This window comes from Clostridiales bacterium, assembly GCA_030016385.1.
Classification (GTDB): Bacteria; Bacillota; Clostridia; order Clostridiales; family Oxobacteraceae; genus JASEJN01.
In genome coordinates this window covers 1-20483 of record JASEJN010000014.1, presented here as the reverse complement: position 1 = coordinate 20483, position 20483 = coordinate 1, and the positions used below count along the sequence as shown (strand labels likewise).

The following is a 20483-nucleotide window of genomic DNA, read 5'->3' as shown; positions in this document are numbered from 1 at the left end:
GAAATGGCAAAAATAGACCTTATAGCGACAACACTTTTAGGAGTTGAATCAATTGTAGCAAAAGAGATAAGGAAATTGGGTTATAAAGATGTAACCGTAGAGGATGGCAGGGTGATCTTCGTCGGGGATGAGATGGCCGTCTGCCGGGCCAACCTTTGGCTGAGGAGCGCCGAGAGAGTCCTTGTAAAGCTGGGAGAGTTTAAGGCAGAGACCTTTGATGAACTGTTTGAGGGGACAAAGGCTCTGCCGTGGGCTGACTGGCTTCCTGTCAATGCTGCCTTTCCGGTAAATGGCTATTCCTTAAGGTCAAAACTATTCAGCATACCGGACTGCCAGGCCATTGTCAAAAAGGCCATAGTGGAAAGCATGAAGAAGAGGTACAGGAAGGAGTGGTTTGAGGAGGACGGACCGCAGTACAAGATACACTTCGGGATAATCAAGGACATGGCCACGCTTATGATAGACACCAGCGGGTCAAGCCTTCACAAGAGGGGATACAGGGAGATCTCCAACGAGGCACCCCTACGTGAGACCTTAGCCGCTGCCATGATTGAAATAAGCAGGTGGAGGCCTGATATGCCGTTCTTAGACCCATTCTGCGGTTCGGGGACTATCCCCATAGAGGCGGCTCTGATAGGCACCAATACCGCACCGGGTATTAACAGGGAGTTTATCTCGGAGAAGTGGGAGAGGATACCAGAAAGGCTGTGGAAGAGTGCAAGAGAGGAAGCAGTGTCTCTCATAAGTACGGATGCGAAGCTCAATATTATGGGGTCTGACATAGATGGCCAGGCCGTGAAACTCTCGCGGAGCAATGCCAGAAAGGCTGGCACGGAAAAATACATCTCTTTTAAACGCATAGATATGAGGGACATATTCCTCAGGGATAAGAACGGATATATCATCTGCAATCCACCCTATGGCGAGAGGATGGGAGAAGAGGATGAGGTAGAAAACCTATATAAGGATATGGGCATGGTTTTCAAAGGCTTTGACGGCTGGTCCTACTTTATACTCAGCGCCCACGATGAATTTGAAAAACTGTTCGGCCAAAAGGCAGACAAAAAGAGAAAATTGTATAACGGGATGATTAAATGCTACCTCTATCAGTATTATAATAACAAAGAGAGGACACAACCGGGCGATATATAAAGCCTGACCGTGTCCTTTTTCTTACTTTATAAATTCAACCACCTCATCCAATGGCCTCATCTGCTTGGGCCTTGGTGTCTCTGCTGGGTATCCTACGGGAATCAAGGCTACAAAATCAAGGTCATCAGGGATATTTAGTATCTTTTCTATCTCCTCTTGAGCCTGGACAGGTCCTGTCATCCATACTGCTCCAAGCCCCATTTGATGAAAGGCAAGGAGCATATAGGCAATTGCCGCTGCTACCGATTGCACCCTCGATGAGGCCATATCTCGCGCCTTTACCATCTTTTTAGCCTGTTCGTCAAACTCCATTCTGGACCTCATGAGGCTATCCGCTGTGGATGAATATGCTCCTGCACAGGCTGCTATGAGGCAGGGTGCTGTGCGGAAAAATGCCGATGTCTTATTCCACCTCTCTATGGTGTCACCCATTTTCTTTGCCTCTGGCCAGGCCGCAATGGTATCAGCACTACTCTGGACAGCATCTGCAATCTTATCAATCACCTCTTTATTTTTCACCACATAGAATTTCCACGATTGATGGTTGCCACCGCTTGGGGCATATGTAGCTATATCCAGTGCCTTTCTTATAAGTTCATCGGGTATATCACTGTCTTCCCATACCCTTATAGACCTTCTGGTCTTTATAAGTTCCTCAAGTTCTGTTAAATCCATGTATGGTCTCCCTTTCCATTTTTTATATATTATATTATATCACAAAAATAGGAGATTACCCTTTGAATAATCTACGTGACTGATACGTTGGATGAGCTACAACTTAAACTAAAAGAGGTAATAGAATTATGCCTTGAGGAAATGAACCTTGAAGAGAGAAAGAATATTCCTGAATTTATTGGAATCCAGCAGATAGAGGTTGAAATATGAGTAAGCTGCAACTAATTGATTCAAAAACAATGGAGAAGTTATTGATAAAAAAGAGTAAGGATAATCCTCACTCTTTTTCAAAATATATTCCCACAGCCTCAGGCCCTGCATGGGTACCTATTACAGCGCCGGCTTGAGACCTTATTATTTCTCCTACCTTAAAATTATCCATTATAATTCTTTCCAGTTCATCTGCATCCTCAGGAGAGTTGGTGTGGTTTATCCCTATAGTCTTACTCTTAAGGTTTACATTAAAACTCTTAATGTAGTCAACAATCCATTGGAAGGCTTTTTTCTTGCCTCTGGCCCTCTCCATTATCTTCAGCTCTCCATCCTCTACCCCCAGTATAGGCTTTACATTTAGAAGGTTCCCTATTATTCTTTGAGATGAGGAGAGCCTACCGCCTTTGTGAAGATAGTCTAAATTATTAAAGGCAAGAGCATATTTCATGTTGGGTATCATTCTGTTTACCTCTTTTAAAATTTCTTCTTTTGCAGTACCTTCCTCCACCATGCGGGCAGCTTTGAGGACTATGAGGCCATGTCCCAGCGTCACCCCTTTTGTATCTATTACTGTTATATCTTCCCCTGGAAAGTTTTTTTTGGCGACAACCGCCGAGTTATATGTGCCGCTGAGTTTTGATGAGAAAAACAGGCCAATAATGGTATCATATTCTTTTATGAGCCTGGCAAAAAGTTCTTTGAAATATTCAGGTGTTACCATGCCTGTAGTAGGTATAGATCTGGCATTTGCCAGCATTTCATAAAACTCAGACGGCTTGATGTCAACCCCATCCCTGTATGATGCATCCTCAAAATTAGTTATAAGCGGTGCAACTACTATTCCGTACTGATTTATGAGTTCTTCCGGTAGATCTGAACAGCTATCTGTTACAATACATATACTCATAATTAGTTCTCCTTACATACAAGATAATCATACAGCGGTTGACCACCGTATTCAAATGCTATCTCAACCCCAGGAAATCTCTTATTTGTTTCCTGTACTATGTCATTATCCTCTTCCTTTTGACTTCTATATATTGTCACCAGAGACTCTCCTCCGTCAATCATTTTGTCCAGTAGGAGAAAGAGTGCTTCCTTATCTGAATCGGCCTGGCCTACCACATCATCGCCTATCACAGCAAGGTAATCCCCTTTTTGCAGGTTAAAACCATTCATATTGACATCCTTAGATGCCACTGCAACGCCGCCGACAGTCACTCCTTGCAGAGCTTTTAGCATCTCTGATTCGTTGAATGATGAATCAATAGTCGGGTCGAAGGCAGATAATGCCACAGCAGCTTCGGGTATTGTCCTGGTTGGTATGACATAGATTGGTATATCTGCAAGTTCCTTTACCTTTTGTGCTGTCATAATGACATTTTTGTTGCCCGGGAAAATATAAACCTCACGGGCATAGAGCCCCTCTGATGCTGATTTCAATTCTTCTACACTGGGATTGGACGTTATACCACCCTTTACAACCGATACATTGTCAATACTACTATATGTTTCAATAAATCCATTTCCTTCAGCTACAATTACAAATCCATAAGGTTTCCTTTCCTGGAAAAGTGTCTCCCTGTGCTGTCTCCTCATATTGTCAATTTTAATGTCGTATAGTTCGCCTAATCCCTTGGATATGTCTATCACTTTTCCTGGTTCATTGGTGTGAATGTGTACCTTTATAATATCACCGCTGCCTGCTACAATCATTGAGTCTCCAAGGCGTGATAGCCTGCCTTTTAGGTATGCTACCTTATCCTCGCTGGAGTTTATGATAAGCTCTGTACAATAGGTATATTTCAGGTCTTCATTATAGTATTCAGGTCTTGCTGGAGTTCCTCCAACCTCAACACCCTCAATATTGGCAGAGTCCAGCATACCCTTTATCATTGCAGCCAGGCCTTCTCCTCCCGCGTCAACAACTCCTGCATCCCTCAATATCTTTAGCATTGTCGGGGTCTTAGCAGAAGCCTCTTTAGCTGCCTTCAAAATCTCATTGAGGAAACTATCCAGATCTGTCTCTGTGGATAAATTCTTAGATCTGTATGCAATCTCTCTTGCTACCGTAAGCATTGTGCCCTCTACAGGCTTATTTACTGCTCTATATGCTTTTTTTACTGCACTGTCTATAGCATAAGCAAGGTCTTTTATCCCCAGTTCAACCTTTCCCTTGCAGCCATCTGCAAAACCTCTGAATAGCTGAGATAATATTACTCCAGAGTTTCCCCTGGCTCCCATGAGCGAGCCAAAAGCTGCTGCTTCAGCAAGAGCAGAAACAGACTGGTCGTCGCCGCATTTCCTTACCTCCGCTATAGCCCTTTCCAAAGTGGCAAGCATGTTTGAGCCTGTATCACCGTCAGGTACAGGAAAAACATTCAGTGAATTTATATAATCTTTATTTAAGGAGAGCCCCTTTAGCGCTCCTTCCATACGTCTTTTGAATTCCTTCGCGTCTATCAAGTAAGTAAATCCCCCTTATGCCATGATACCATCTATATTTATAATAACTTTATCTACCATTTCGCCTGTCATTTTTTCAACTGCGTATTTGACCCTTTCGATTATGTTGTTGCCTACTGCCTGCATATTGACGCCATAATCTACCATTATATGAATGCTGATTACCAACCCCTCTTCTTTCCTGACAACCTTGACCCCTCGGGCAGGGTTATCTTTCCGTACCAGGCCCGTAATGGTATCCATAGTATTCTTGCTTGCCATGTTCTTTACTCCATATATGCCTGATGCAGCAGCACCGGCTATCTGCTCTATAACATCATCAGAGATGTCGATTTTACCCAGTGGCGTAATTTGTGGCATTTGAAAACACCTCCCAATAGTTCTTTTCTATATTTTACAATATTCTTATCATAATACTCAAGTTAAAATTTTAGCCCATAAAATTTATGGGCTAAATATATCAATCTCTCTTATATATTAATCTTCCGTTTATTATGGTAGCATAACATCTGTTTCGTATGTCCAGGGGATTTCCTTCAAATATTGCTATGTCTGCGTCCTTGCCTGCCTCTATGCTTCCTACCCTGTCATCGATGCCGACTATCTTTGCAGGATTTATGGTAATGGCCTTAAGTGCTTCCATTTCGTCCATGCCTTCTCTTACTGCAAGGGATGCACAGAGGGTTATATACTGCAACGGGATTACCGGGTGGTCTGTCATTATGGCCACAGGGATACCGGCTTTCGATAGTATGCCAGGGGTCTTAAATGTAAGATTTCTAAGTTCTACCTTCGACCTTTCAGAGAGAGATGGACCAACTATGCATGGATAGCCCTCTTCTTTTAGATACTCCACAATTAGATGTCCTTCGGTGCAGTGGTCAAGTGTGAGCCTTACGTTGAATTCTTTCGCTATCCTTATGGCAGTGAAGATATCATCAGCCCGGTGAGCATGGGCTTTCAATGGTATCTCCCCTTTTAAGACCTTTGCTATCGCTTCCATCTTCAGGTCCAGTTCCGGCCTGTCGTCATCATCTGGTTTTGCCCTTCCCTCTATATATTCTTTTGCTTTTGTCAATTCTTCCCTGAGTATACCGGCTATGGCCATACGGGTCCTTGGAGACTTCTTCTGTTCCCCATATACCCATTTGGGATTTTCACCAAAGGCTATTTTCAGTGCAACAGGGTTCTTCACAATCATGTCATCTACTCTTTTGCCGTACGTCTTTAAGGCAGTGAAAAGTCCACCTATGACATTGGCGCTCCCGGGCCCCGTTACCGCTGTAGTTACTCCGCCCTGATAGGCCTCCTCAAAATTTCTGTCCATAGGGTTTATGCCATCTATAGCCCTGAGGTGCGGTGTTACCGGGTCTGTCTCCTCGTTGCCGTCGTCTCCTTCAAAACCAACAGCGTCTTCCCACATGCCAAGGTGGCAATGGGCATCTATAATACCAGGCATTACAAATTTCCCGGTGACATCCATTACCTTGACACCAGAATGGTTTAAATTACGGCCCACCTCAAGGATTTTGCCCTCATTTATGAGGACATCCCCACCCTCTATTACCTGGCCTGCCATGGTATATACATTTCCGTTTTTTAATAAAAGCACTATGTCTTCCCCCTTTTATTCAGTGTACTTTTTTATTATATAATTATCAAATGATTTTAGTGTACAAAGCAGTATTCCACGAATGATAGCAACATCTATGCACCTGATCGTTCGTCTTGATACTCTAATAATTCGTGGTTGCGTTCCGCCGGGTACGCCTCCATTCGGCGTCCTTGCCTCAACTCGGCTCATCCGGCGTCCATGCCGGATGCCCCGGCTGCACTTGCCACGAATTCAAGAGTATCATAGACTCTCTTTAAGGGTGCATTTGATGTTACATATCATTCTCAACATGGTTCTTACACCTAAATCAGAATTAATTTCATAATGAAATTTTGCAATATCTGCATCTGCTTGTGTAACCTGTGCCCAATATTTATTGACGACTTTTTGTTGACCTATATAAATTTTATTATTTTTCTTCATCTATTTGTAATATAATGTTCTATGATAGTAATGCTTGTGATAATGAAATATGGCATTTAGTTTTTAGAACGCTGTTGTTAGATATAGAAAAGCTTAAAGGGGAAATTCTATACAGTCAATTTAGCTTTAGGCTTATAAAAATTTAAATAGTAAAGATGAATGAGGGATATGAGGATGCATAAAGGGATAATGATAGCTGGAACGCATTCGGGTGCGGGCAAGACAACGGCCTGTATTGGGATAATGGGTGCGCTTTCAAGAAGATACGTTGTGCAGCCGTTCAAGGTTGGTCCGGATTATATAGATACATCATATCATAGGTGTGCCACAGGTAAATATTCATGCAATCTTGATATTTATATGCAGAGCAGAGAAAATATTCTTTCTGTATTTATTAAAAATGCGTTTGGTGCTGATATCTCAATTGTAGAGGGTGTTATGGGTTTGTATGATGGGATGGACAGCACGAGCAATGGCAGTAGTGCTGACATAGCAAAACGCCTTGATATACCTGTAATATTGGTTGTGGATGCTGGCGCAATGTCTGCCAGTGTATCTGCTATGGTTATGGGATACATGCACTATGATAAAAATGTAAACATAGTTGGGGTAATACTAAATAGAGTGGGAAGTGAAAGACATTTTAGACTTTTAAAGGAGTGTATCGAGAGAGACCTAAAACTAAACGTATTTGGCTATCTGCCATATAATGAGGACTTTAGACTGCCTGAGCGGCATCTTGGCCTTATACCGGCTTTTGAGATGGAGGGTCTGAATAAAAAGCTTGAAGATCTGTATGATTGTGTGGAAGAAAATATTGATATAGACAGAATATTGGAGTCTGCTGTCAATATTGACTGTTGCAGTGATGGAGGAGATACTGGTGTTTCGGTTATCAACAAAAGAGTAAAGATTGCTTATGCCTATGATGAAGCATTTAATTTTTACTATAAAAATACTATGGATGTATTTATGGAATCGGGTGCTGAACTGGTGCCGTTCAGTCCAATTCATGACAGTTCACTGCCTGCCGGGATATCGGGAGTATACATAGGCGGGGGTTTTCCAGAGGTCTTTGCTGAGAGGCTCAGCAATAATATAGGAATGATGGAGTCCATAAGAAATGCGGTAGAAAGCGGAATGGCAGTGTATGCGGAGTGTGGTGGGTTTATGTACCTTACGCGGTCAATAACCTGCAAAGATGGAAGTAAATACCCCATGGCAGGCATATATAATGTAGATACCATTATGACAGATAGGCTAAACCATTTTGGTTATGTAAAAGTAGACGTAATAGAGGACAATGTACTTTTTAATAAAGGTGAAACGATTAGGGGACATGAATTTCATTATTCGAAGGTTTCAGGTGGGTATCCATGTATGTCATATTTAGTACATAAACTGGGTGGAAATGAGGCCTGGCCATGCGGATATAGATATAAAAACTGTCTTGGCACCTATGTTCACATAGACCTATCTGCTTATCCAACTGCAGTGAAGAAATTTATTAATTATATTAAAGATAGCAATGTATGATGTGGTTATATTTATGGCAAACAAGCCTATAATATTATTTATTTTCTACCTGGATTTTATGCTATTAAAGTTGTGTGAAATGGACTGAAGAATTATTTTAAAGGAAACAACACTGATATTTGATTATATATAATAAAGTTAAATAAGGGCTATCTTTAAGAGTAATTAAAACCCCCGGAGTTTTTCCGGAGGTTTTAATTATATTGTTATGCACCCATGAACATCTTGATGTCATCTTCCACAGTGGTGATACCACCAATGCCGAAGTTTTCTACCAGCACCTTGGCTACATTGGGTGATAGGAATGCAGGTAGTGTCGGGCCCAGGTGGATATCCTTTACTCCAAGGTAGAGAAGAGCCAGCAGAACTATTACAGCCTTTTGTTCGTACCAGGCTATGTTATATGATACGGGCAGCTCGTTGATATCGTCCAATCCAAATACCTCTTTTAGCTTAAGGGCTATCAGTGCTAAGGAATACGAATCGTTGCACTGTCCCGCATCCAGAACCCTCGGTATCCCGTTTATATCTCCTAAGTCTAATTTGTTGTATCTGTACTTTGCGCATCCTGCAGTGAGGATCACGGCGTCTCTTGGAAGGGCTTTGGCAAATTCTGTGTAATATCTCCTGTCCTTGAACCTGCCGTCGCAGCCTGCCATTACAAAGAACCTCTTTATTGCCCCTGATTTTACTGCTTCTACAACCTTATCAGCAAGGCTGAACACCTGTTCGTGAGCAAATCCACCCACTATTTCGCCATTTTCAATTTCTATAGGAGGTTTACACCTTTTAGCATGTTCTATTATCTCTGAGAAGTCCTTCTTGCCATCAGGTCCTTCAGGGATATGCTTTACCCCCTCAAATCCTACAACACCGGTTGTGTATACCCTGTCCTTGTAGGAATCCCTTGGGGGTACTAAGCAGTTTGTGGTCATGAGGATTGGGCCGTTGAAGCTCTCAAATTCTCTATCCTGCATCCACCATGCGTTTCCGTAGTTTCCAGCGAAGTTGGGATATTTCTTAAATGCCGGATAGTAGTGTGCCGGGAGCATTTCACCATGGGTATATACGTCAACACCTGTACCTTGAGTCTGCTCTAAGAGCTGCTCTAAGTCTTTAAGGTCGTGACCGCTTATGAGTATACCTGGGTTATTCCTGACGCCGATGTCTACCTTTGTTATCTCCGGGTTTCCGTATGTGGATGTGTTGGCCTTGTCAAGGAGGGCCATTACATTTACCCCATACTTACCTGTCTCCATAGTCAAGGCTACATAGTCATCTACAGTCATGGTGTCATCCAGTGTGGCAATAAGGGCCTTTTCCATAAACTCAAAAATTTCAGGGTCAATATATCCAAGGTTGGCTGCGTGGTAAGCATAGGCTGCCATACCCTTTACGCCATACAATATGAGTGACCTTAGTGACCTTATGTCTTCATTTTCTGTGGAAAGTATACCAACATTTTGGGCCTTTTTACCAAATTTCTCCTCGGAGTCAGCATACCATGTGGCTGCATCATGCATGTTATCCAGATTGACTCCTGCCTCTTTGAGCTGTGCCTTTATCTTCTCACGGAGTGAGAGTGCTTCTCTTACTTTTTCTACAAAATAATTCTTATCAAAGTTTACGTTGGTTATTGTGGAAAATAGACCATCCATTATAAAGGTGTCGGTATTTGCATCGTTAATTCCAGCTTTTCTTGCCTGGGCATTCATCATTGCTATTCCCTTTAATGTGTATATCAATAAATCCTGCATATTGCCGGTATCATCGGTCTTGCCGCATGTACCGCGATGTACGCATCCTATGCCCTTTGAGGCCTCCTGACACTGATAACAAAACATACTCATTGATTGTGTACCTCCTTCAATTTTTTCATCTGTGAACATATTAATCCATTGAGGGTGATATTTCTGTGACACATATCACAAAGTGAAGTGATTTTGTAGATATATATTGATGTAAAATTAACAAAAGTATATAATATTAATAAAGAAGGAATTGGGAGATGATTTTATGCAGGTTGTCTCCACTATCAGGGAGAGGTGCAGGGCCTGTTATGCTTGTATAAGAAACTGCCCTGTTAAGGCCATCAAGGTGTATGATGGGAAGGCAGAGATCATAGCTGAGAGGTGCATAAGCTGCGGCAACTGCGTAAAGGTGTGCAGCCAGGATGCCAAGGAGATACTGGACGGGACGAAGAATGCCTTAAAATTGATTAAAAGGGGCAATGCCTATGCTATTCTGGCCCCCAGTTTTCCTGCAGCCTTTGATGACCCATGTAAACTACCTGGCATTATGAGGAAATTGGGTTTTAAAGGAGTTTATGAAGTCAGCATGGGTGCAGATATTATGACTGAAGAATATTTAAAATATATGTCAAAAAATAAGCCGGTAATCAGTTCTGCATGTCCTGCAGTGGTAAATCTCATTGAGGTTCATTTTCCACATCTTTTGTCATATCTTGCTCCGATAAAGTCACCCATGGAGTGTACTGCCGAATATATAAAGAGCAAAAATCCTGATGCCTTGGTTATATTTATAGGGCCTTGCGTTGCTAAAAAAGACGAGAGGTTGAGGTCGGATTTAGTTGATGAGGTCCTTACCTTCAGTGAGCTCAAGGCTATTTTAAAAAGAAATAAATCATTATTAGAAGTCAATGGAGATTTTGATGAGGGATTTTCAGTAACAGGGGTATCTAGAGAGATGCCTTTATCAGGAGGCCTGGCCACCCTGATAAATGAAAAATTTCCTGTAGATTACATGATAGTGGAGGGCAAGGAGGACTGCATAGAGTTCTTAGAATCTTTCCATGAGATGAAAAACCCACCAGCGCTCATAGATATACTCTTCTGCAAGGGCTGCATATCAGGCCCGGACTTAAAGGGTAAAAATCGTTTTCTATCGAGGCAAAAGGTACTTTCATATATGGAGAAAACAAGAGACAAGACCTACGAAGATATAGAAGCATTTAACTTAGACCTTACAAAAAGATTTCAGAAAAGGTATAAAAAACTGGCTCAGCCATCAGAGGATGATCTCAGCCGAATTCTATCATATACAGGTAAAAATAGAAGAGAAGATGAATTAAACTGCGGTGCCTGCGGATATCCGTCATGCAGGGATAAGGCAATAGCAGTATACCAGGGTATAGCGGAGATAGGTATGTGCCTTCCATATCTGCTTAGTAAAGAAATAAAGAGCAGTGAGGCTATTATGGCTTACAATACAGAGCTAAAAGCCATCATAGAAAATTGCACAGACGGACTTTTGATATGCGATACGGATGGTAAGATATTTCATATAAACAGGGCTTTTATGGAGATGCTTGGGATAGAAGTAAAAGAAGGGGATAACATAAGGGATATTGTAAACAAATGTCAGCTAAATCCACCGGTTAGCAGCCTGGTTATAAGGGAGAAAAGGAGCATTACAGTACTTCAGGAATGCAGTAACAGCAAAAGGTTTTTAACCACAGGGAGTCCCATCTTTGACGATAAAGGAGATTTGATAATGGTCCTGATTAATGCCCGGGACCTTGACCGTCTGAACAGGGCTGCAGAAGAGGTGGAGATAGAAAAAATAAAAGACTATCTATACACAAGGGCTACATATCCCGACATAGAGAGCGGAGAGATAGTAGCAGTAAGCAATTCAATGAGGAATGTCATAGACGTAGCCAAAAGAATGGCTAAGGTAGACTCTACCGTACTCATACTGGGTGAATCCGGCGTTGGGAAGGACCTTATGGCAGAGTTTATACACAAAAACAGCGCCAGGCATAAAGGCCCCTTTATCAAGGTGAACTGCGGAGCTATTCCAGAGAACCTATTGGAGTCAGAACTTTTTGGCTATGAGACTGGGGCATTTACCGGAGCGAGTTCTAAAGGCAAGCCCGGCCTTATTGAGATGGCCGATAATGGCACCCTCTTATTAGATGAGATAGGAGAATTACCATTAAACCTTCAGGTAAAACTGCTGGAGGTCATACAGGAGAAAAAAATCATAAGGCTTGGTGGGGTAAATAAAAAGGATGTCAATATACGGCTTATTACTGCCACCAATAAAGACCTGCAGAAGATGGTTTCCGAGGGCAGTTTCCGTGAAGACCTCTACTACAGGATTAATGTTGTGCCCATAATTATACCTCCCCTAAGGGAAAGAATAGAGGATATACCACCTTTGGTTGAGCTCTTCTTAGACAGGTTTAATCGAAAGTATAAGATGGGGAAGGTAATAACCCATGAGGCCATAGAAGTGATGATGGGATACAGTTGGCCGGGTAATATAAGGGAACTAGAGAACCTCATAGAAAGGCTTATTGTCACCACAGAAGAAAAGTATGTATCAGCTATGGGGGTATTGAAGCTGATTAAACCTCAGGAGACATCAGGAATAATGTTAAATGGGATAATGCCTTTAAAGGACGCTACAGAGCAGCTAGAAAAAGAGCTCTTTATAAAATGCGTTGAAAAGTACAGCTCCACATATGAGATTGCTGAAATTCTTGGTGTAAATCAATCCACGGTGGTAAGAAAGCTTCACAGGTACGGTATTAATGTAACAAAGCATTGATAGTAATGCGACAATGCATTGTTAATGTTAAATTAATATCATTATTAACAAACTTTTACAATAGTTTTTAATGCATAAAAGCATTAGTAAATATCAAAGTTGTGAAATAATGGCCTTTTTCTCATGAAAAAGGTCGTTATTTTTTTGGCATGAAATATGCTATGTAATAGATGGAGGTGATATTGTGGAATTTAAAGAGATTGATGAGATTATAGCAAGACATTCCAGAGAGAAGGGGGCGCTTATCGAGGTATTGAGGGATGTACAGGGCCACTTCGGCTATCTGCCCCATGAGGCATTAGAAGAGATAAGTTCAAGGCTGGGTAATACATTGGCTGAAATATACAGTGTGGCTACATTCTATTCATTCTTTACCTTAAAGCCCAAAGGCAGGCACACCGTTAATATCTGCAAAGGGACGGCATGCTATGTGAAGGGCTCTGATTCGACCATAGAGAGGCTGTGTAAAGAGCTGAAGGTAAAGCCTGGGGATACGACCGATGACGGGCAGTTTACCCTTAAGGTGGTAAGATGCCTTGGGGGATGTGGTCTGGGTCCCGTAATGATGGTAGATGATGATACCTATACAAGGGTAAAACCAGACAGGGTGACAGAAATCCTTGGTAAGTACAGAAATCAGTAAAGGGGGCGATGGCATGAAAAGGAGTGTATATGTATGCGGCGGTGGTGGCTGTCTTTCGTCTGGATGCATGAAGGTAAAGGATGAGCTTTTAAAGAGGGTAAGAGAAAGTGGCATAGATAATGAGGTGGAGGTAAAGGTCACAGGGTGTATGGGTCCCTGCAGTGCCGGACCTATTATGAGAATACTTCCGGAAAACGTATACTACAGCAATCTAAAGCCTGAGGATGTAGGAAGGATAGTGGAAAAACACCTTATTGAAGGGAAGCCAGTAGAGGAACTGGAATATAAAAATAAGGAGTTTTTAAGCAGGCAGGTTAAGATTGCATTGAGAAACGTGGGGAGGATAGACCCGCTTTCTATTGGTGACTATATTGAAAATGATGGATATCAGGCGCTGAGGAAGGTCTTAAAGACAATGACGCCCCATGATGTAATAGAAGAGATGAAGAAATCTGGCTTGAGGGGCAGGGGTGGTGCCGGTTTCCCTACAGGACTTAAATGGAGTTTTGCAGCTAAGGCTCTGGCGACACCCAAGTATGTGGTCTGCAATGCAGACGAGGGAGACCCAGGTGCCTTCATGGATAGGAGCATACTGGAGGGAGACCCTCATTCCGTGTTGGAGGGTATGGCCATAGCGGGGTATGCCATTGGTTCCAATCAGGGCTATGTATATGTCAGGGCAGAATATCCTCTGGCAGTAGAGAGGCTTACCAAGGCCATAAGGGATGCCAGGAACAGGGACTATCTGGGTAAGAATCTCTTTGGGACGGGCTTTGACTTTGATGTAGATATAAGGGTTGGAGCGGGGGCATTCGTTTGCGGTGAAGAGACGGCCCTTATAGCCCCGGTGGAGGGGAAGAGGGGAGAACCAAGGCCGAAGCCACCATTCCCTGCTGACAGGGGCCTCTGGGGTAAACCTACAATTATAAATAATGTAGAGACTCTGGCACAGGTACCTATAATAATTATCAAAGGAGCAGAATGGTTTGCTGGGATAGGTGATGAGAAGAGCAAAGGGACAAAGGTATTTGCTCTCGCAGGAAAGGTTAACAATACAGGGCTTGTAGAGGTGCCCATGGGTACACCTCTTGGTGATATTATTTTTAACATCGGAGGTGGCATACCTGAAGGCAGAAGGTTCAAAGCGGCGCAGACTGGAGGACCATCGGGCGGATGTATACCTGTAGATAAACTGAATACGCCAGTGGACTATGAATCTCTTACTGAGCTTGGTACCATAATGGGTTCGGGTGGTCTTATCGTCTTAGATGAGGATACCTGTATGGTTGATTTTGCAAGGTTTTTCCTTGAGTTTATAAAGGAGGAGTCATGCGGCAAGTGTGCTCCATGCAGGATAGGTACTACCAGGATGCTGGAGATACTGGACAGGATAACGAAGGGTCAGGGGCAGGATGGTGATATAGAGCGGCTGGAAAAGCTGGGCAATATTATAAAGAAGACAGCACTGTGTGGCCTTGGTCAGACTGCACCAAACCCGGTATTATCTACCATAAGGTATTTCAGGGATGAGTATGAGGAGCATATAAAGGATAAAAGATGCAGGGCCTCAGTATGTGCCTCGATGTTTATAGCACCCTGTCAGAATGCATGTCCTGCCGGTGTTGATGTACCGAGGTATATAGATGCCATCAGAAACAGGGACTATGTAAAGGCCGTGTCTATAATAAAGGAAAATAATCCGCTGCCTTCCATATGCGGGAGAGTGTGTGACCATCCCTGCGAGTTCAAATGCAGGAGGGCCCAGATTGATGCACCGATGAGCATAAAGGCGTTAAAGAGGTTTGCAGGTGATTATGAGCTTAAGGAGAGGGACATCAAAGAAGAGAAAAAGTCGTCCAATGGGTACAGGGTGGCAATAATTGGATCAGGCCCTGCTGGACTTTCTTGCGCCTATTATCTTGCAAAAGAAGGCTACGATGTTACTATTTTTGAAGCTCTTCCCGTGGCAGGCGGCATGCTGATAGCGGGGATACCTGAGTACAGGCTGCCGAGGGATATACTGAATCAGGAGATAAAGGCAATAACAGACCTTGGGGTAAAGATAAGGACTAATACAAGGCTGGGAGAGGATATGTCCGTGGCAGACCTGGAAAGGATGGGATTTGATGCTGTATTTATCGGTATTGGTGCCCATAAGGATGTGAAGATGAATATACCTGGTGAGGAACTGGTAGGCGTATATTCAGGAGTGCAGTTCTTAAGAGAGTTTAATGTGTTTGGCAAAAGGATAGAAGGCAATTCAGCCTGTGTTATAGGCGGGGGAAATGTAGCCGTGGATACAGCCAGGAGTTTAAGAAGGATGGGGTTTGAGAAGGTATATGTCCTCTACAGGCGTGGGGAGAGCGATATGCCTGCCAACAAGGATGAGATAGATGAGGCAAGACTTGAGGGCGTGGAGTTTATGTTCTATGTAAATCCCGTCAGGTTCAAGGGGAGGAGCAGGGTAGAAGAGGTGGAGTGCGTTAAGATGAGAGCTGGGGAGTTCGATGAGAGAGGCAGGAGGAAAACCTATCCCGTAGAGGGAAGCAACTTTTTCATAAAGGCCGACGCTGTGGTAGAGGCCACTGGCCAGGTTCCGGACTTAGAGGCCCTCAGGAGGGAGTTCAACTGCCCTGATAAGGGCGATGCCTTGTATGTGGATAAAGAGCTTATGACCAATATTCCTGGCATATTTGCAGGTGGAGACGTAGTCTTAGGGCCTTCCACAGTTATCAAGGCCATAGCCCAGGGTAAGAAAGCAGCATACTCTATAGACAGATATCTGGGTGGCACAGCCTATATGGACACTAAAGAGGTAAAAGACAGGGTACTCTCCGCACCTATAATAGAGACTCCTATGGAGAGACTTGTACAGAAGGAGATTCCATTAAATGAGCGGCTGTATGGCTTTAAAGAAGTCCAGCTTGACATAGAGGAAGAGGCAGCTGTGAAGGAAGCATCTCGATGCCTGAGATGCGATGTTAAATAGAAGGGAGGGATAGGAATGGTGAATCTAAGTATTGATGGAAGAAAGGTAACAGTGGAGGAAGAGACGACTATACTGGAGGCAGCAGAAAAGGCTGGTGTCCGTATCCCGACCCTTTGCTATCTTAAGGAATTGGGGGGACCCAGCGCCTGCAGGATATGCTTGGTGGATGTAAAGGGAGCAAAGGGATGGTTGCCATCCTGCAGTACACTGGTGCAGGAGGGTATGGAGGTGCTGACCCATACGCCAGAACTCATCGAGGCCAGGAAGGTTATCCTCGAGCTCATACTGAGCAACCATCCCATGGAGTGCCTTACATGTGGGAAGAATGGCAATTGTGAGCTTCAGGACCTGGCTAAGGAGTTTAATATAAGGGAGATTGAATATACTGGTATAATGCAAGATGTAGAGATTGATGATACATCTCCTTCAATAATAAGGGATCCAAGGAAGTGCATACTATGCAGGAGGTGCGTCACGGTATGCAGTGAGGTGCAAAAGGTTGGTGTGCTTTCACCCAGCAAAAGAGGCTTTGATACAGTCATAGCCCCACCATTTGATTTAAAGATAGCTGATTCGCCATGTACCAACTGTGGCCAATGTTCGCTGGTATGCCCTACCGGTGCCATTATGGAAAGGGATGAGACTGATAATGTATGGGAGGCTATAAGAGACCCTAAAAAATTTACCATAGTGCAGACAGCACCGGCTATAAGGGTATCCCTTGGTGAACCCTTTGGGTTGCCTCCGGGAAGCATTGTGGTGGGTCAGATGGTGGCAGCATTAAGGAGGCTTGGTTTTGACAGGGTATTTGACACAGACTTTGCTGCAGACCTCACCATTATGGAAGAAGGGACAGAGTTACTGGAAAGGATAGAACATGGAGGCAAGCTTCCACTGATTACATCATGCAGCCCCGGCTGGATAAAATTTTGTGAACATTTTTATCCTGACTTTCTGGATGACCTTTCTACTTGTAAATCACCGCAGCAGATGTTTGGTGCAGTGGCTAAGACATACTATGCTGAGAAGCTGGGCATAGACCCGAAGGATATGTTTGTGGTTTCTATCATGCCATGTACAGCTAAGAAGTTTGAGGCCGGAAGACCGGAGATGAATTCCTCCGGAGTAAAAGACATCGATGTGGCCCTGACGACCAGAGAGGTAGCACGGATGATAAAGGAGATGGGTATAGATATTGCTAACCTTCCTGCGGAGGACTATGATGACCCACTGGGCATATCCACGGGTGCAGGAGCAATATTCGGTGCTACCGGCGGTGTGATGGAGGCTGCATTGAGGACCGCCTATGAGGTTTATACTGGGATAGAGCTGGAAGAACTGGACTTTCACAGTGTAAGGGGTATGCAGGGGATTAAAGAGACGGAGGTGGTTATGAAGGGATTACCTGTGAGGGTGGCAGTGGCTCATGGCCTGGCCAATGCCCGTGAGCTTTTAGACGAAGTACGTTCAGGCAAGAAGGAATACCACTTCATAGAGATAATGTGCTGCCCGGGAGGATGCATAGGTGGTGGCGGCCAGCCGATACCGACTGACCGGGAGATAAGGAAACAGAGGATAAAGGCGATATACGAAGTTGATAAGGATATGCCTCTCAGGAAATCCCACGAAAATCCTGCAGTAAAGACCCTGTATGCAGAATTTCTCGGGAAGCCCCTCAGTGAAAAATCACATCAACTGCTTCATACCCATTATATCTCAAGAGGCATATATAAAGTATAGACTATACCCCGGTGAAATGCCGGGTTCTTTTTTTATAAATATTTCTGGTACTACACAGAAGATAAAAAAATGATATATAATTATGTAGAGAAATTAATAGTTATATGGAGGTAGCTATGTTCTTCGTAGGTATATTTGGAATACAGGATAAGGAGAAACTGATAAGAGAATTTGATAGTGTGATATGCCCTGAGTGTGGCAGGTTAAGCAGAGCTGAACTGATTGAGTATTATACCTATTTTCACTTCTTCTTTATACCGCTCTTTTCATGGAACAGAAGATACTTTGTGAGATTCAGGTGCTGCAACAGTCTCTATGCCGTGGATGAAGACTATGCAAAAGAAATTAGAGCCAGCGTGGTTCTGGATACCACCAGACTTCACAGGATAGGCAGACAGGAAAATGTATGTCCAAATTGTGGCAGCTATGTAAATCCTGCCTTCAATTATTGTCCAAACTGCGGCCGGAGGCTTTATTAATTTTTTTAGCTTAGACGGGAGATGAATAAATGATAAGATGTGTACTTTTTGATTATGATGGTACTATTGCCGATACTGCTGAGATAGTAGAGAAAAGTTATGGAGAAACCGTAAAGAAATTTACCGGACATAATGTTACAAGAGACGAGTTTATAGATGTCTTTGGCAAACCGCTTTCGGAGATGATGTCTTTTTATAATAAGGATAAAGTTGAGGAAATGACACATTATTATAGGGAATATTTCTCGAGATATCAGGATACGCTTATAAGGCCGTTTCCAGGCGTGGTTGAAACTATAAAAAAGTTAAAGCAGCTTGAGGTTAAAACAGCCATAGTTTCTTCAAGGACAAAAAGTGGTGTGGAGTATGGTGTAGACCGTTTTGGACTTAATGATTATATAGATTTAGTAATTGGATTGGACGACACTAAAAACAATAAACCCCATCCAGAACCAATTATTAAAGCTATGGGTTTGCTGGATGTAAAAGCCGAACATACCCTTATGGTGGGTGATAGTCCCCATGATATAATTGCGGCTAAAGAGGCGGGTGTTAAAGCCTGTGTGGTCAATTGGTCACTCTTTGATAAGGAAAAGCTGCAAAGTCTAAATCCTGACTACATAATATCAGAGATAAATGAACTCATCAAGATAATAAAAAATAAGGACAGGTAGCTCCTGCCCTTATTCTATGTTTATCCTTTTTCCTTTTGGTGGCGTAGGCTTTTCCTTCGGCAATGTGATACTTAATACGCCGTTGTTGTATTTTGCAGTAATCTCATCCAGCTTTACATTGTCGGGTATAGGTACTGTCCGGGTAAATGAACCCATACGGCGTTCCTTTCTTATATATTCGCCGTTGTTTTCATCCACAATATCCTCCTGCTTTCCTGACACTACCAGATAATCGTCCTGTATCTCAATGTTGATATTCTCTTTATTGTAGCCGGGTACATCTACCTCAACCACGTATTCGTTTTCAGTCTCTTTGACATCGAGTCTGGCACCTTTGATTGTACCTCTCATATAGTCAAAGAAGTCATCAAAGTATGGAAAACTAAAGAAGTCGTCAAAGAAAGCAGGCAAATTGTTCCTCCTATCAGGGAACATGTCTCTTCTCCTCATAATAAAAACCTCCTTTCTCATTATTATTTACTTCTTTTTTCGTTTTTATTATAAAATAAAAGTCAGGGAAAGTCAATAAATTTTATTGATTTTTTTCTTTTTATGTTATAATCAGCATAGAGGTGGTATTTATGAATATAGAGATAGATATTCCCTATTTGATTGATAAACTCCCAAAGACAGATGGTCTTATGCTTGATGTGGGCACAGGTAAAGGCGTAATGGCAGAAAACCTTGCAAAAAGAGGATACCATGTTGTTACAGTAGAATATAACGAAGAGAGGCTTCAAGAGACCAGGCAGGATTTTGAGGACATGGGCATAGAGAAAGTGCTATTTATCAATGCTGATGCTCAGAACCTTCCGTTCTTAAATGAGACATTTGATCTGGTAACATGCTACAACGCTGTCCACCACTTTGACGATTATGCCAGGGCTTTAAATGAAATGGAACGGGTATTGAAAAAAGGCGGTATTCTTGTAGTGACTGAATTGAATGAGGAAGGCAAAAAGATAGTGGCAGAAAGGCACAGGCAGCATGGCAGAGATCATAATGATGATATGGATATATATAAGATAAGGGATATACTTACTGGAGAGAAAAAGAATGTATATCATTTTACATATTTTGATGCGGTGATATGTGAAAAATAATTTTTATTCTGCATGATATTTACAGAGCATGGCATGCAACATCAAATGCATCATTATTTGCATAGCACATAACATCCCGGCACCTGATCGCTCGTCTTGATACTCTACGATTTGTGCCTGCATTTTGCCGGGTACGCTTCTATTCGACGCCCTGCCTCAGCGTCGGCTCAGCAGGCATGGACGCCTGCTGAGCCGGCTTC

The 20483-nt window shown here is 42.9% G+C and carries 17 protein-coding genes; 10 read left to right on the top strand and 7 right to left on the bottom strand.

Translation table 11 applies throughout. From position 1 onward, the window contains the following. Positions 1-3: 3 nt before the first annotated feature. Positions 4-1152 (top strand): class I SAM-dependent RNA methyltransferase, encoded by a 1149-nt coding sequence (locus QME45_05140; GenBank protein MDI6618048.1) that lies wholly within the window; start codon positions 4-6, stop codon positions 1150-1152. Between the two features lie 21 nt (positions 1153-1173). On the opposite strand, the gene QME45_05135 is transcribed toward QME45_05140, so the two are convergent. Continuing rightward, complete coding sequence (locus QME45_05135; protein MDI6618047.1) at positions 1174-1827, bottom strand: nitroreductase family protein; 654 nt, start codon at positions 1825-1827, stop codon at positions 1174-1176. An 87-nt stretch (positions 1828-1914) separates the two neighbouring features. On the opposite strand from QME45_05135, the gene QME45_05130 reads away from it, so the two are divergent. After that, a complete protein-coding gene (locus tag QME45_05130) occupies positions 1915-2037 on the top strand; it encodes a hypothetical protein (GenBank protein MDI6618046.1) in 123 nt (40 codons plus the stop codon). A gap of 67 nt (positions 2038-2104) precedes the next feature. On the opposite strand, the gene QME45_05125 is transcribed toward QME45_05130, so the two are convergent. The 4 genes from QME45_05125 to QME45_05110 all read right to left on the bottom strand — a co-directional run bounded on the left by QME45_05125 (position 2105) and on the right by QME45_05110 (position 6118). Further along, positions 2105-2947, bottom strand: coding sequence for a DegV family protein (locus tag QME45_05125; protein MDI6618045.1), 843 nt, complete (start codon positions 2945-2947; stop codon positions 2105-2107). Positions 2948-2949: 2 nt separating this feature from the next. Next, the gene (locus QME45_05120; protein ID MDI6618044.1) at positions 2950-4506 is read right to left on the bottom strand and encodes a DAK2 domain-containing protein; all 1557 of its coding nucleotides are present in this window, start codon (positions 4504-4506) and stop codon (positions 2950-2952) included. A 15-nt stretch (positions 4507-4521) separates the two neighbouring features. Beyond that, the gene (locus QME45_05115; GenBank protein ID MDI6618043.1) at positions 4522-4866 is read right to left on the bottom strand and encodes an Asp23/Gls24 family envelope stress response protein; all 345 of its coding nucleotides are present in this window, start codon (positions 4864-4866) and stop codon (positions 4522-4524) included. Between the two features lie 100 nt (positions 4867-4966). Then, positions 4967-6118, bottom strand: a complete 1152-nt coding sequence (locus QME45_05110; protein MDI6618042.1) for an amidohydrolase — start codon at positions 6116-6118, stop codon at positions 4967-4969. A 600-nt stretch (positions 6119-6718) separates the two neighbouring features. Here QME45_05110 and QME45_05105 point away from each other — a divergent pair. Then, positions 6719-8080: a cobyrinate a,c-diamide synthase gene (locus QME45_05105; GenBank protein MDI6618041.1), complete on the top strand. Its 1362-nt coding sequence runs from the start codon at positions 6719-6721 to the stop codon at positions 8078-8080. 206 nt (positions 8081-8286) lie between these two features. Here QME45_05105 and hcp read toward each other — a convergent pair whose 3' ends face one another. Further along, a complete protein-coding gene (gene hcp / locus QME45_05100) occupies positions 8287-9930 on the bottom strand; it encodes a hydroxylamine reductase (GenBank protein MDI6618040.1) in 1644 nt (547 codons plus the stop codon). 166 nt (positions 9931-10096) lie between these two features. On the opposite strand from hcp, the gene QME45_05095 reads away from it, so the two are divergent. From QME45_05095 to ppaX, 6 genes are all read left to right on the top strand, one after another. Beyond that, a complete protein-coding gene (locus tag QME45_05095; protein MDI6618039.1) occupies positions 10097-12655 on the top strand; it encodes a sigma 54-interacting transcriptional regulator in 2559 nt (852 codons plus the stop codon). Positions 12656-12839: 184 nt separating this feature from the next. After that, entirely contained in the window at positions 12840-13298 is a 459-nt protein-coding gene (gene nuoE / locus QME45_05090; GenBank protein MDI6618038.1) for an NADH-quinone oxidoreductase subunit NuoE, read from the top strand. Between the two features lie 13 nt (positions 13299-13311). Next, the gene (gene nuoF / locus QME45_05085) at positions 13312-16287 is read left to right on the top strand and encodes an NADH-quinone oxidoreductase subunit NuoF (protein ID MDI6618037.1); all 2976 of its coding nucleotides are present in this window, start codon (positions 13312-13314) and stop codon (positions 16285-16287) included. Positions 16288-16296: 9 nt separating this feature from the next. Then, positions 16297-18027, top strand: a complete 1731-nt coding sequence (locus QME45_05080) for an NADH-dependent [FeFe] hydrogenase, group A6 (GenBank protein ID MDI6618036.1) — start codon at positions 16297-16299, stop codon at positions 18025-18027. Between the two features lie 116 nt (positions 18028-18143). Beyond that, positions 18144-18506, top strand: a complete 363-nt coding sequence (locus QME45_05075; protein MDI6618035.1) for a zinc ribbon domain-containing protein — start codon at positions 18144-18146, stop codon at positions 18504-18506. A 29-nt stretch (positions 18507-18535) separates the two neighbouring features. Beyond that, positions 18536-19180, top strand: a complete 645-nt coding sequence (gene ppaX, locus QME45_05070; protein ID MDI6618034.1) for a pyrophosphatase PpaX — start codon at positions 18536-18538, stop codon at positions 19178-19180. Between the two features lie 9 nt (positions 19181-19189). Here the strand turns inward: ppaX and QME45_05065 are convergent, their stop codons facing one another. Beyond that, positions 19190-19630 (bottom strand): Hsp20/alpha crystallin family protein, encoded by a 441-nt coding sequence (locus QME45_05065; GenBank protein MDI6618033.1) that lies wholly within the window; start codon positions 19628-19630, stop codon positions 19190-19192. 131 nt (positions 19631-19761) lie between these two features. On the opposite strand from QME45_05065, the gene QME45_05060 reads away from it, so the two are divergent. Next, positions 19762-20283, top strand: a complete 522-nt coding sequence (locus QME45_05060) for a class I SAM-dependent methyltransferase (GenBank protein ID MDI6618032.1) — start codon at positions 19762-19764, stop codon at positions 20281-20283. Positions 20284-20483 lie beyond the last annotated feature (200 nt).